The following is a 13,638-nucleotide window of genomic DNA, read 5'->3' on the forward strand; positions in this document are numbered from 1 at the left end:
ATGGATCTGCCGATCAGTCCGCCGCTCTCGCCCATGCTGGCCAAGGCGGTCAAGACCATGCCCAAGGGCGACGTGCTCTACGAGCCCAAGTGGGACGGCTTCCGCTGCATCGTGTTCCGCGATGGCGACGAGGTGGAGCTGTCCAGCCGCGGCGAGAAGCCGCTGACCCGGTACTTCCCCGAGCTGGTCGAGGCGGTCAAGCGGGAGCTGCCCGAGCGCTGCGTGGTGGACGGCGAGATCGTGCTGCGGTCGGGCCCGCGGCTCAACTTCGACGTGCTCCAGCAGCGGATCCATCCGGCGGCGTCGCGGATCAAGCTCCTGGCGGCGGAGCTCCCCGCCTCGTTCATCGCGTTCGATCTGCTCGCGGTCGGCGACGAGTCGCTGATGGAGACCCCGCTGGGCGAGCGCCGGCAGCGGCTGGTCGACACGCTGGCGGGGGTCAAGGCGCCGATCCATGTGACGCCCGCGTCGGACTCCTACGAGCTGGCGCTCCAGTGGTTCGACCTGTTCGAGGGCGCGGGGCTGGACGGCGTGATCGCCAAGCCGCGCGACATCCCGTACGAGCCCGACAAGCGCGTCCTGTGGAAGGTCAAGCACGAGCGCACCGCCGACTGCGTGGTGGCGGGTTTCCGCTGGCACAAGTCGGGGCCCATCGTCGGGTCGCTGCTGCTCGGGATCTACAACGACGAGGGGCAGTTGCAGCATGTGGGCGTCGCGGCCTCGTTCACGATGAAGCGCCGCGAGGAGCTGGTGGCGGAGCTGGAGCCCTACCGGCTGACGGACCTGTCCGAGCATCCGTGGTCCGCCTGGGCCCAGCAGAACGAGGGCACCGCCGACCGCATGCCGGGGGCGGTCTCCCGCTGGACCGGCAAGAAGGACCTGTCGTGGGTGGCGCTGCGGCCCGAACTGGTCGCCGAGGTGGCGTACGAGGCGATGGAGGGCAGCCGGTTCCGGCACACCGCGCGGTTCCGGCGGTGGCGGACGGACCGTACGCCCAAGTCGTGCACGTACGAGCAGCTGGAGGTGCCGGTGGCCTACGACCTCGACGACATCTTCGCCGGCGGCGCGGGCTCCTGAGCACCGGCCCCTGATCACGACCCCTGACATGCGGGACGGCCGGGCCCGCTCCTGCGGCGGAGGGCCCGGCCATGCCTGCGCAGCAGTGGCTACGGGCGTGCGGTCTCGTTCTCGACGGTCTCGCGGATGATGTCCTGGTCCGACCTCGCGCTGATCTTGGGCGCGGCGTACGGGCGCAGGTAGGTCTGCTCGACGCCGGGCACACGGTCCTCGATGACGAAGGTCGCCTTGACGGACGCGGCGGCATCGGCCGTGCGCACGGTCGGCAGGGTCAGGAAGTCGGCCTTCATCTCCTGCTTGCCGATCCGGGTCAGCACGAAGCCGCGCTGGTTGTTGTAGAACTTCAGATGCGGGTTGATCTTGAGGAACGGCTGGTTCGCCGGGTCGGAGTCGGCGCCGTCGCCCGTGCTGGTGATCGAGGTGCAGACCAGCTCGGAGCCGACCACCGCGGAGTTCGGGTCGTCGTAGTTCGCCTTGAGGTCGCCGGCCCAGTGCGCGTGCACGTCGCCGGTGAGCACGACGGGGTTGCGCACCTTGGCGTCCAGCCAGCCCTTGGTGATGCGGTCGCGGGACGCCACGTACCCGTCCCACGCGTCCATGCTGGTCTTCTTGACCGGCCCGGCCGTGTTGTCGCGCTGGGCGAAGAACACCTGCTGGCCGAGGACGTCCCAGCGGGCGCCCGACCTGCGGAAACCGTCCAGCAGCCACTTCTCCTGCGCGGCGCCGGTGATGGACCGGACCGGGTCGGAGGCGGCGGCGCAGTCCTTGTAGCCGTCGCCGCAGGCCTGGTCGTCCCGGAACTGCCGGGTGTCCAGCATGTGGAAGGTGGCGAGCCGCCCCCAGCGGACCCGCCGGTAGAGCTGCATGTCGTAGTTGTGGGGCACCGAGCCGCGGCGCAGCGGCATGTTCTCGTAGTACGCCTTGAACGCGGCGGCGCGGCGCTCGCGGAAGGCGGCGGCGTCCGGGGTGTCGGAGCCGGCCTCGGGGATCTCGTCCGCCCAGTTGTTCTCGACCTCGTGGTCGTCGAAGACGACCAGCCAGGGGGCTGCGGCGTGCGCCGCCTGGAGGTCGAGGTCCGACTTGTACTGGGCGTGGCGCTGCCGGTAGTTGGCGAGCGTGACGGTCTCGGGGCCCTCGTGGTCGCGGACGTTGCCGCCCGGGATGGTGTAGGTGCCCTTCTTGTACTCGTACTGGTAGTCGCCCAGGTGCAGGATCAGGTCGGGCTGCTCCTCGGCGAGGCGCCGGTAGGCGGTGAACAGTCCGTGCTCGAACTGCGAGCACGACACGAACGCCATGGCCAGCGCCGGGCCGAACGAGTCGGCGCGCGGGGCCGTGCGGGTGAGGCCGACTGGGGAGACATGGCCGGCGACGCGGAAGCGGTACCAGTACTCCCGTCCCGGCCGCAGCCCGTTCAGCTCGACGTGCACGCTGTGCGCCGCCTCGGCGCGGGCGGCGGCGACGCCCCGGCGGACGACGCGGCGGAACCGCTCGTCCGAGGCGACCTGCCACTCGACCGGGAACGTCTTGGCCGGCATGCCGCCGAGGCCGTCCTCGGCGAGCGGGTTCAGGGCGAGCCGGGTCCACAGGACGAAGCCGTCGTGGTCCGGGTCGCCGGAGGCGACGCCGAGGGTGAAAGGGTCGCCGGAGAGCGTCCCGGGCGCCCGGCGGGCGGTGGCCGGGGCCGCCATCGCGGCGCCGGGAACGGCGGTCACGACGGTCGCGGTGCCGGCTGCCAGCCCCGAGGCGGCGAGGAAGGATCTCCGGTTGAACGGGCGCGGGCCGTCGGCCATGGGAGGGAACCTTTCGGGAGGTGTCAGGCATTGATCGCCGGACAGCCTCACCAAGATCCATGACCATCGGTGGAACGAAGAAAGGCTCGCGAGATTCGCGAGCCCGAAAAGCATGTAGACTGCTCTCTTGCGCGTGAACACGCCGACAGCAATCCCAACCTACGATTAGGAGCGTACCTCAGACATGGGGAACCGTCAAGCCGACGATGTCAAGTCCCGGTCCGAGAATTCCGCGGAGAGGTCCCTGGAGGCAGCGCTCAGCGTCGAGCAGACGTACGTCGACAAGGTCTATGCCCGGCTCGACCTCGAACGCGACCAGGCCGAGCGGACGCTGCGGCAGGGGCCGGCGGCGACCGGCGGGGGCGGCGCGTTCCAGGCCCGGCTCGAACGGGCGGTCGCGACCGACGAGGCGGCCCGGCACCTCGCCCGCCTGACCGGCGTCGAACGCGGGCTCTGCTTCGGGCGCATCGACCATCGAGCGGCCGGCGACGAGCCGCGCGACACCTACTACATCGGCCGCATCGGGCTGCGCGACGAGCACCGCGAGCCGCTGCTGATCGACTGGCGGGCCGCCGCCGCCCGCCCGTTCTACACCGCGACGCCCGCCTCCCCCGGCACGCTGGCCCGCCGCCGCCACCTGCACCTGCGCGGCCGCGAGGTGGTCCGGCTCGACGACGAGGTCTTCGACCTGGACGGGCTGACCGAGGCCGACCGCGGCACGATCGCCGGCGAGGCGGCGCTGCTGGCCACGCTGCGCCGCGGCCGCACCGGCCGGATGTCGGACGTCGTCGCGACGATCCAGGAGGAGCAGGACCAGGTGATCCGCGCCGGCCTGCCGGGGGTCCTGGTCGTGCAGGGCGGTCCGGGCACCGGCAAGACGGTCGCCGCGCTGCACCGCGCCGCCTACCTGCTCTACACCCACCGCGACGTGCTCGAACGCCGCGGCGTGCTGGTCGTGGGGCCCAACGCGACGTTCCTGCGCTACATCGAGCAGGTGCTGCCCGGCCTCGGCGAGTCCGACGTCGCGCTCGCGACGGTCGGCGAGCTCCATCCCGGCGTGCGGGCCACCGCCGCCGAGACGCCGGAGGTCGCGATCCTCAAGGGCGGCCTCCGGATGGCCGCCGTCGTCGCGGCCGCCGTGGCCGACCGGCAGCGCGTCCCCGAGGACGGCCTCGCGGTCGACACCGACGGCATGACGCTGCGCGCCGGCCACGACACGTGCCTGAAGGCCCGTGACCGCGCGCTCTCGCTGCGCGCCCCGCACAACAAGCAGCGCAAGCTCTTCGTTCACGCGATGCTCGAGGCGCTCGCGGTCGACCGCGCCGAGCAGTACGACCGCATGACCGACGAGCCGCTGGAGCAGATCCTGTCGTCCGGTCAGGTGCCCGAGTGGCTCCAGGAGTTGCTGGACGAGGCCGAGGACCAGCCGCTCTTCGACGAGACCGACCTGCGCCTGGCCAAGGAGGCCCTCTGGCAGGACCCGCCCGTCCGGGAGGCCATCGACGCCCTGTGGCCGGAGCTGACACCGCAGGCACTCCTCAGCGAGCTCTTCGCCGACCGGGAGGCGCTGGCCCGCGTCGGCGGTGCGGCGGGGCTCACCCCTGCAGAGCAGGCGGCGCTCTTCCGGCCGGTGGCGTCCGAGTGGACGGTCTCCGACGTTCCGCTGCTGGACGAGGCCGCCGAGCTGCTGGGCCCCCTCGACGACTCCGCCGAACGGGCCCGCGAGCGCGCCAGGCGGCGGCAGCGGGAAGTCGAGGAGCGGTACGCGCGCGAGGTCATCCAGTCCACGGAGATCCAGCAGATCGGCATCCCCGAGATCGACCTGGTCGACGGGCGCGAACTGGCCGAACGGCATCTGGACGACGCGCTGGACCTGGCCGAACGGCAGCACGACGCCGGCCCGCGCCTCACCACCGCGCAGCGCGCCGCCGCCGACCGGGAGTGGGCGTACGGGCACGTCATCGTGGACGAGGCGCAGGAACTGTCGGAGATGGCCTGGCGCACGGTGATGCGCAAGGTCCCGACGCGTTCCCTCACCGTCGTCGGCGACATCGCGCAGACCGGCAGCCCGGCGGGCGCCCGTTCGTGGGGCGAGATGCTCGACCGCTACGTGCCCGGCCGCTGGCGCGAGCAGCGCCTGATGGTCAACTACCGCACCCCCGCAGCCATCATGAAGGTCGCCGAGGATGTGCTCGCCGCCGTCGCGCCGGACCAGATCCCGCCCGAGCCGGTCCGGGACGACGGCCCGCCCCCGACGGCGGTACGCATGGCCGCCGACCGGATCTCCACCGCGCTACCGGACCTGGTGGCCGCCGAACTCATCGAGATCGACACCGGCGATACGGGCGAGGGCCGCCTGGCCGTGATCGCCTCGGGTGCCGCGCACGGCGCGGTGCGCGCCGCGCTGCCGGACGCGGCGGCGGGCGCGACTCCCGAGGCGCTGGACTCCCCGGTCGTGGTGCTCACCGCCGAGGAGTCCAAGGGGCTGGAGTTCGACTCGGTGATCGTCGTCGACCCCCACGGCGTCCTGGCCGAGTCGCCGCGCGGCGGCCAGGACCTCTACGTGGCGATCACCCGGGCCACCCGGCGGCTGACCGTCGTCCACCACGACGACCTGCCCGCCCTCTTGTCGGCGATGGCATAGCCCGGTCCGCCGGTCAGGATTCATGCGGCAGCAGATCCTTGTCGATCTCCTCCGAGCGGGCCTTCAGCCGCTTGAGCACGTCAGGATCGCGGAGGGCCAGGTCGGCCTGCTCGCGCGGGGTCGATCGTGAGGTCGTACAGGCGCTCGGCCGCGGCTCCGCCGCCCTCCGCCGGGCCGCGCAGGTGCTTCCAGCCGCCGCGGCGGAGCGCCCGCGACGACTTGGTGCGCTGTGATCGTCCGCGCGACGCCGGGCTTCCGTTCGGGGGTTGACCAAGCGTACGCTTGGTCGCCGTACCGCGGGTTTCAGAGGGGACGGCGATGACAGAGGTCCGGGACTACTCCAACCTGATCGGCGGCGAGCTGCGGCCCGCCTCGGACGGGCGCACGCTCGACTCGGTCAATCCGGCGACCGGCGAGGTCTGGGCCAGGATCCCGCGCTCCACCGCCACGGACGCGGCCACCGCCGTGGCGGCCGCGCGCGCGGCGTTCCCCAAGTGGTCGGGCATGCCCGCCGCCGGGCGGGCGCACTACCTGCGCAAGGTCGCCGAGGTGTTCAGCGCGAACGCCAAGGAGCTGGCCGAGCTGGAGACGATCGACAACGGCAGGCTCATCACCGAGACCGCCAAGCGCGACCTGCCCGGCATGACCTACCTGTGGACCAACGCCGCCGCCGAGTGCGCCGCCGCCGTCGAGGGCCGCAGCGTCGACTTCGGACCGGGTAGCCAGGGCCTCACCCGGCGCGAGCCGTACGGCGTGGTCCTCGGGATCATCCCGTGGAACTCCCCCATCTCCACGCTCTCGGCCAAGGCCGCGTTCGCCCTGGCCGCGGGCAACACCGTCATCATCAAGCCCGCCGAGCAGGCCACGGTGTCGTCGCTGCGGCTGGGCGAGCTGCTGCGCGAGGTGCTGCCACCGGGCGTCCTCAACGTCGTGTCCGGCCTCGGCGAGGAGGTGGCCGACCCGATGGTGCGCAGCCGCGACGTCGCCAAGGTCAGCCTCACCGGCTCGGTCGGCACCGCGCAGATCATCACCCGCGCCTCCGCCGAGTCGCTCAAGCCGCTCGCGCTGGAGCTCGGCGGCAAGTCGCCCAACATCGTCTTCGCCGATGCCGATCTGGACAAGGCGGCCCCGGGCGTCACCACCCAGGCCATCTTCACCGCCAACGCCGGCCAGATCTGTTACGGCGGCTCCCGCATCCTCATCCAGCGCCCGGTCTACGACGAGATGATCTTCCGGATGAAGGAGATCGCCGCCGGGATCCGGCTCGGCGACACCCTCTCGACCGACACCACGATGGGGCCCATCGTGTCGGCGGAGCAGTACGAGCGCGTCACCTCGTACCTGGAGATCGGCGCGAAGGAGGGCGCCGAGCTGGTCTTCGGCGGCCGCTTCGGCGCCGAGCTCGTGGACGAGGCGCACGCGGGCGGCTTCTGGGTCGAGCCGACGCTCTTCGCCACGTCCGACAACTCGCTGCGCGTCTGCCAGGAGGAGATCTTCGGGCCGGTCGCGGTGGCGATCCCGTTCGACACCGAGGAGGAGGCGATCGCCCTCGCCAACGACTCGGTGTACGGGCTGGCCGCCGGGGTATGGACGCGCGATCTGGGTACGGCACAGCGTATGTTCCGCCGTCTGGACACGGGCACGGTCTGGGTCAACACGTTCCGGAAGGTGATGTTCCCGCTCGAAGGCACCAAGGACAGCGGCTACGGCAACGACTCGGTGCTGGCGTACACGCGCGAGAAGGCCGGGCTGTTCGAGTTCTGACCCCGGTCCCGTACCGGCTGGTTTGTCCCCCCGGGCCGGCCGGTGCGGGGCCGGCCCGGCTCGGCCGCCGCGGTCGAACCGGCTGATCGAATGAACCGGCCGATCGAACGGGCTCGGCTGAACCGCCTGCCGGTCCGGCGCCGTACCGCAGGTGTGATCAGGCGGCGGAGCTGTCACGGCGCGCGCGTGTTTCCCGGTCCCGGGCTCCGCGCGCTACGGGCGATCTTCTTCGCCGCCGTGTGCGTGCTCATGTCCGCCGGAACCCACGTGTACGCCGGCGGCGCCCCGATCCCGGCCGCGACGCTCGGCCTGGCGGTGCTGCTGGTCTTCGGCGGCGCGTACGCCCTGGGCGGGCGTGAACGGACCCTCGTCCTGCTGCTGCCCGGCACGTTCGCCGCACAGTACGGCCTGCACCACCTGTTCTCCCGGGGCGCCGGGCACGCCGCCGCGCACGCCGATCCGGCGATGGCGGCCGAGCACGTCCACGACACCACCTCGATGACCGCCACCTCCATGAGCATGGCGCTGGGCCACGTGATCATGGCCCTGCTCACCGCGTTCTGGCTGGAACGCGGCGAGGCCCGGCTGTGCGCCCTCGTCCGCTGGGCGTGTGAGCGCGCCGTTCCGCCGCTGCTCGTCCCGCTGCCCGACGTCCCGATTCCGGCGCGTCCTCTTCCGGCTCCGCGCCGGGTGGCCGTTCCGGTCTCCGAGGTCCTCCGGTCGGTCATCGCCCGCCGCGGTCCCCCACGTTCGATCTCCTTCTGACCCCGCGCTCGCCAGCGAGCGCGGGGTGGATCGCACGCGCCCTCGTCCGGCGCCTTCACCTCGTCAGCGGGCCACCGGCCCGGCGAGGTCCCCTGAACTCTTCATGAGCTAGGAGATCGACGTGTCCGTGGACACCCCTGCCCGGCCGAAAGCCGGGCCTTCGACCGCGCCCGCTCCCGCCCGCGGGCGGCGTTACCGCGCCGTATGGCGCTGGCATTTCTACGCGGGGCTGATCGTGGCCCCGGTACTGGTGGTGCTGGCCGCCACCGGTTCGCTCTACCTCTTCAAAGACCAGTACGAGAACTGGCGTTACAAGGACCTGCGCACGGTCTCGGCAGGTGGGACGGCACAGCCGCTCAGCGCCCAGATCGATGCCGCCAAGGCGACCCGTCCCGACCGGGCGCTCAAGTCGGTGATCCCGGCGGGCCGTCCCGACCGGTCCACGCGGGTGCTCCTCGCCGGCACGGAGCCGGGCCCGTTCGCCCAGGGGATCTCGGTGTACGTGAACCCCTACACCGGGAAGGTGCTCGGCGAGGTCGACGACTCCGCCACGCTGATGCGCAAGATCCGTACACTGCACGGCGAGCTGATGGTCGGCCCCATCGGCGACCGGGTGGTCGAGACCTCGGCCTGCTGGGCGCTGGTCCTCGCGGGCAGCGGCGTCTACCTGTGGTGGCGCGGCCCGGCGCGCAAGCGGGTGAAGACCCGTACCGGACGGCCGCTGCTCCGCCGCGTGCACGGCCTGACCGGGGTCTGGGCGGGCGTGGTGATCGTCTTCCTGATCATCAGCGGGCTGCCGTGGTCGGGGGTCTGGGGCGACGGCCTGCAGAAGATCAGCGCGAAGATCGGCTCGACCGCGCCGGAGGGGGAACGCTACGAGCGGTCCTCCACCCCGCCGGCGAAGGCGGGCGATCTCTCCCGGGACCCCGACACCAAGGTTCCGTGGGCGGCCGAAGAGCAGCCCGTGCCCTCGTCCGGGCACGCGCGGCACGGTGGCACCTCCGGCGGCCAGGTGGGGAACGTCCCGGTCGAGCAGGCGCTGCGGGCCGTCGCCGCGCGCGCACCGCACTGCCCGCCCGCGTCCTGCGACTACAAGGTGCTGCTGCCCAAGGGGGAACGCGGCGTCTACACGATCACGGTCGGATCCCGGGCGAACCCGGCCGACGAACGCACGATGCACGTCGACCAGTACTCGGGCGCGGTGATCGGCTCGTACGGCTGGAAGGAGTACGGCACGCTCGCCAAGGCCGTCGAGCAGGGCATCTCGCTGCACGAGGGACGCCGGTACGGCCCGGCGAACATCGCGGTGATGCTCGCGGCCTGCCTGGCCCTGATCACGCTGACCGTGACGGGCGTGTGGATGTGGTGGAAGCGGCGGCCGCAGGGGTCGGCCGGCGCGCCGCGCCGGGCGGCGGACCGGCGCACGACCCTCGGCGTGGCCGCGATCATGCTCGCGGCCGGGCTGCTCTTCCCGCTCGCCGGGATCACGATGCTGGCCGCGCTGCTCATCGACGTGGCCGTCGTCCAGCGCGTCCCCGCCCTGTCCCGCCGCTTCGGCTGACACCGCGGCTCAACTGACACCGCGGCTCAACTGACACCGCGGGCCAGCTGAGGCCGCGGCCCGGCTGAGACCGCCGCCCAGCTGAGACCGCCGCCCAGCTGAGACTGCGGCCTTCGCGCGGGTCGGGCACAGGTGTGCCCGGCCCGCGCGAAGGGCCCGACGAGTGTGAGACGCGCCTAGATGACGACGTCGCTGCGGCGTTCCAGGAGGGCCACGTCGCGCCAGACCGACCGGCCGCCGAAGTCGTGGCGGCCGAGGTGCTCGCGCACGCCGACCAGCCGGAAGCCCAGCGACTCGTGGAGCCGGATGCTGGCGGCGTTCTCCGGGAAGATGCCCGCCTGCAGGGTCCACAGGCCGCCGCGTTCGCTGGAGTCGATCAGGGCGCCGAGCAGCGCGCGGCCCGCGCCCCGTCCCTGCGCCTCGGGATGGATGTAGATCGATATCTCCGCGATCCCGGCGAACGCCTCGCGATCGGAGATCGGCGAGAGCGCCGCCCAGCCCAGGACCCGCTCGGCGTCCCGGGCCACGAACCGATGGTCGGCGAGCTTGCCCGCGGAGAACTTCTCCCAGGTCGGGCAGGCGGTCTCGAACGTCGCGTTCCCGCTGTCGATCCCGGCCTGGAAGATGGCCAGCACCTCGTCGGCATGCTCGGGCAGCATCGGCGTGATCTCCACGCGTCCACTGTACGGAACGGACGAATCACACCAAACAGGACCCCGGTCCGCGGCGGAGCTCAGGCGCAGACGACCTTGCCGCCGACCGCCTCCTTGATGGCGGTCGCGACCGCCTTGCTCTCCGGCGTGATCAACCAGGTCATGTCGTCGGTCACGCTGCAGACACTGCCGCCCATGCCCTTGATCGTCTGCCGGGCCGCCTCGTAGCCGGCCGCGGAGCTGTACAGCTCGATGTTGGTCTGCTCGCCCTTCACCGCGCAGCTGACCTTGGTGCCGCCGGCCACCTCGCCCGCCTTGGGGGCCGGGCAGCCGAGCCCGGCCTGGCGGATCTGCTTGGTGAGGTTCTGCAGGGCCGGAGCGGCCTTCGGCACGGGCTCGGCCTCCGTCCCCGGGGACGCCACGCCGCCGGACTGCGACGCCTTGGGGCTGCCGGACGCGGCGGGCTTGTCGTCGCCTCCGCATCCGGCGGCGGCGAGACTCAGGGTCACTGCTATGGCGAGAAGAAGGCGACGACTCAAGACGGCCTCCATTGTAGTTTTGATCAAGAAGGGACGATGGTAGCGGGCGATCAAGGGCCCTGCAGGTAAGTACGGGTGCGGTCCATCTCCTCGGCGATCGTCCGCCCGACCGCGACGGGGTCGCGGTCGCGGATCGCCTCGACCAGCGCGTGGTGCGCCGCCCGCCCGTGGTCGTCCTCCGCCCGGCTGATGTCGATCATGGCGGCCAGCTCCAGCAGTCCCTCCCGCAGCACCGGCACGAACTCGGCGAACAGGTCGGCCAGGATCGGGTTGCGCGCGGCCGCCACGACCGCGGTGTGCAGCGCGATGTCCGCGTCGATCAGGGCCTCGTCCGAGTCCCCGGCGGCCTCGTCGCGGCGGGCGAGGGCCGCGTCCAGGGCGGCCATGTCGTCCTCGGTCCGGCGTTCGGCGGCCAGCTCGGCGGCCCTGACCTCGATCATCATCCGGATCTCGTAGACGTCCGCCACCGAGGCCCGGCGCAGCTTGGCGGGCCAGTCCTCCCGGACCTGCGCCGCGATGACGAACACCCCCGCCCCCTGGCGCGTCGCGACCAGCCCGGCCCCGGCCAGCGCCCGGATCGCCTCGCGCACCGTCGAGCGGCCGACGCCGAGCTCCTTCGCGAGGGTCGTCTCGCCGGGGAGCTTGCTGCCGACCGGCCAGTGCCCGCCGGTGATCTGGTCGCGCAGGTGCGCGGCCGCCTGCTCGACCAGCGGGCTGGGACGGAGGGGCCCGAGCGGCATGCGAACATCCTTATCAGGTTGTCTGAGGAGCTGAGGTGTGGTTATCGTACCCCTCATGACGCTGTGCGGTCTCCTTCTCGGACGCCGCGGCGGGGCCTGACGCGACCGGCACCCCGCCGCGGGGTTCGATGGCGCCGGTCCTCCGACCGCGACGATGTCGATCGCGACCACAGCGAGGACAACCCGTGAGCCCGTTCCCCACCCTCCGCACGCCCGCCGGCCCGGTGCCCGCCGGCGCCCCGGCCTGGAATCCCCAGCGCGGCAGCTCCATGCCGTTCCACCGCTACCGCCCGGCGGAAGAGCGCGTCCCTCTGCCGAACACCGACCGCGCCTGGCCGGCCCAGCGCCTCGAACGCGCCCCGCTGTGGGTGCCGGTCGACCTGCGCGACGGCAACCAGGCCCTCGCCGAGCCGATGGACCCGGCCCGCAAGCGCCGCATGTTCGACCTCTTCGTGGCGATGGGCTTCAAGGAGATCGAGATCGGCTACCCGTCGGCCAGCCGGGCCGACTTCGACTTCGTCCGGGAGCTCGCCGCGCCCGGGGCCGTCCCGGACGACGTGACCGTCGTGGTCTTCACGCCCGCCATCCCCGACCTCATCGACCGGACCTTCGCCTCGATCGAGGGGATGCCCAAGGCCGTCGTGCACCTCTACACCGCGACGGCGCCGACCTGGCGCGACGTCGTCCTGAACCGGAGCCGGGACGGGGTACGTCAGATGATCATGACGGCGGCCCGGCGGATGGCACGGCTCGCGGAAGGCCGTCCGGGCGTGCGCTTCCAGTTCTCACCGGAGGTCTTCAACCTCACCGAGCCGGACTTCGTCCTGGAGATCTGCGCCGAGCTGACCGGGCTGTGGGACGCGACGCCCGAGCGGCCGGTGATCCTCAACCTGCCGGCCACGGTCGAGATCGCCACCCCGAACGTCTACGCCGACCAGATCGAGTACATGCACCGCCATCTGGCCCGCCGCGACTCGATCATCCTGTCGGTGCACCCGCACAACGACCGCGGCACGGGCGTGGCCTGCGCCGAGCTGGCGGTGCTGGCCGGCGCGCAGCGCGTCGAGGGCTGCCTGTTCGGGAACGGCGAGCGCACCGGGAACGTGGACCTTGTGACCCTGGCGCTCAACCTGCACGCGCAGGGCGTCGACCCGCAGATCGACTTCTCCGACATCGACGAGATCCGCCGGACCGCCGAGCACTGCACCCGGCTGCCCGTGCCCGCGCGCCACCCGTACGGCGGCGACCTGGTCTACACGGCCTTCAGCGGCACGCACCAGGACGCGATCGGCAAGGGCTTCGCGCACCACGGCGAGCGGGCCGCGGAGCTGGGCGTGCCCGCCGCCGAAGCGCCCTGGGAGGTCCCGTACCTGCCGATCGATCCGGCCGACGTGGGCCGGGACTACGAGGCGGTGATCCGCGTCAACAGCCAGTCGGGCAAGGGCGGCATCGCGTACCTCCTCCAGACCGGCCACGGTCTGGACCTGCCGCGCCGCCTGCAGATCGAGTTCTCCCGCGTCGTGCAGCGGGCGACCGATGACAGCGGCGAAGAGGTCACCGCGGAGGACCTCTGGGATCTCTTCCGCGCCGAGTATCTGGACCACGCCGACGAGGGTCCGGTCGCCCTGATCGGCTGGCGCACGTCCCACACCGGCCCGGAGCGGCACGACTTCACGGCCGAGCTGCGCGTCGACGGCCGCGAAAGCGTGCACCAAGGAACGGGCAACGGCCCGCTCGCGGCGCTCACCGACGCCCTGGGGGCGGCGGGCATCAAGGTCGAGATCCTGCACCAGGCGGAGAACGCCACCGGGTCCGGCTCCGGCAGCCGCGCCGCCGCGTACGTCGAATGCCGGGTGGACGGGACGACGTCGTGGGGGGTGGGCCTGGACACGTCCATCCTCACCGCGTCCGTGCGAGCCGTGCTCTCGGCCGTGAACCGCGCCCGCGCCGCGTAGCTCGCCGAAACCAGCTGTGGCGGGGGGGGGGGGGGGGGGGCCCCCGGCCCCCCCCCCCCCCCCCCCCCCCGGGGGGGGGGGGCGCCCCCCGGGGGGGGGGGGGGGCGCCCCCCCCCCCCCCGGCGGCCCGCCCCCCCGCCGCGGCCGGCC

Annotated in this window: 10 protein-coding genes; 6 read left to right on the forward strand and 4 right to left on the reverse strand. The window is 72.6% G+C overall.

Annotated elements, in window-relative coordinates; all coding sequences use genetic code 11:
- Positions 1-1,077, forward strand: a complete 1,077-nt coding sequence (locus ACGFNU_RS41235; protein ID WP_392602056.1) for an ATP-dependent DNA ligase — start codon at positions 1-3, stop codon at positions 1,075-1,077.
- 89 nt (positions 1,078-1,166) lie between these two features.
- Here the strand turns inward: ACGFNU_RS41235 and ACGFNU_RS41240 are convergent, their stop codons facing one another.
- Positions 1,167-2,867 carry an alkaline phosphatase D family protein gene (locus ACGFNU_RS41240; protein ID WP_392602057.1) on the reverse strand — a complete coding sequence of 567 codons (1,701 nt, stop codon included), beginning with the start codon at positions 2,865-2,867 and terminating at the stop codon, positions 1,167-1,169.
- 184 nt (positions 2,868-3,051) lie between these two features.
- Between ACGFNU_RS41240 and ACGFNU_RS41245 the strand changes: the two genes are divergently transcribed.
- The 4 genes from ACGFNU_RS41245 (at position 3,052) to ACGFNU_RS41260 (ending at position 9,601) form a co-directional block, all read left to right on the forward strand.
- Positions 3,052-5,511, forward strand: a complete 2,460-nt coding sequence (locus ACGFNU_RS41245) for a HelD family protein (RefSeq protein WP_392602058.1) — start codon at positions 3,052-3,054, stop codon at positions 5,509-5,511.
- Positions 5,512-5,829: 318 nt separating this feature from the next.
- On the forward strand, positions 5,830-7,275 hold the full coding sequence (locus ACGFNU_RS41250; protein WP_392602059.1) for an aldehyde dehydrogenase family protein: 1,446 nt from the start codon (positions 5,830-5,832) through the stop codon (positions 7,273-7,275).
- A 186-nt stretch (positions 7,276-7,461) separates the two neighbouring features.
- Positions 7,462-8,040, forward strand: coding sequence for a hypothetical protein (locus ACGFNU_RS41255; protein WP_392602060.1), 579 nt, complete (start codon positions 7,462-7,464; stop codon positions 8,038-8,040).
- A gap of 121 nt (positions 8,041-8,161) precedes the next feature.
- Positions 8,162-9,601: a PepSY-associated TM helix domain-containing protein gene (locus ACGFNU_RS41260; protein WP_392602061.1), complete on the forward strand. Its 1,440-nt coding sequence runs from the start codon at positions 8,162-8,164 to the stop codon at positions 9,599-9,601.
- 176 nt (positions 9,602-9,777) lie between these two features.
- On the opposite strand, the gene ACGFNU_RS41265 is transcribed toward ACGFNU_RS41260, so the two are convergent.
- The 3 genes from ACGFNU_RS41265 to ACGFNU_RS41275 are packed head-to-tail and all read right to left on the reverse strand — an operon-like array spanning position 9,778 to position 11,533.
- On the reverse strand, positions 9,778-10,275 hold the full coding sequence (locus ACGFNU_RS41265) for a GNAT family N-acetyltransferase (RefSeq protein WP_392602062.1): 498 nt from the start codon (positions 10,273-10,275) through the stop codon (positions 9,778-9,780).
- Between the two features lie 59 nt (positions 10,276-10,334).
- Positions 10,335-10,793 carry a hypothetical protein gene (locus ACGFNU_RS41270; protein WP_392602063.1) on the reverse strand — a complete coding sequence of 153 codons (459 nt, stop codon included), beginning with the start codon at positions 10,791-10,793 and terminating at the stop codon, positions 10,335-10,337.
- A 50-nt stretch (positions 10,794-10,843) separates the two neighbouring features.
- Positions 10,844-11,533: a FadR/GntR family transcriptional regulator gene (locus ACGFNU_RS41275; protein WP_392602064.1), complete on the reverse strand. Its 690-nt coding sequence runs from the start codon at positions 11,531-11,533 to the stop codon at positions 10,844-10,846.
- 269 nt (positions 11,534-11,802) lie between these two features.
- Between ACGFNU_RS41275 and leuA the strand changes: the two genes are divergently transcribed.
- Entirely contained in the window at positions 11,803-13,488 is a 1,686-nt protein-coding gene (gene leuA / locus ACGFNU_RS41280) for a 2-isopropylmalate synthase (RefSeq protein ID WP_392602078.1), read from the forward strand.
- Positions 13,489-13,638: the final 150 nt, after the last annotated feature.

The sequence above is a fragment of the Spirillospora sp. NPDC048911 genome (assembly GCF_043198015.1).
In the GTDB taxonomy this organism is placed as follows: Bacteria; Actinomycetota; Actinomycetes; order Streptosporangiales; family Streptosporangiaceae; genus Spirillospora.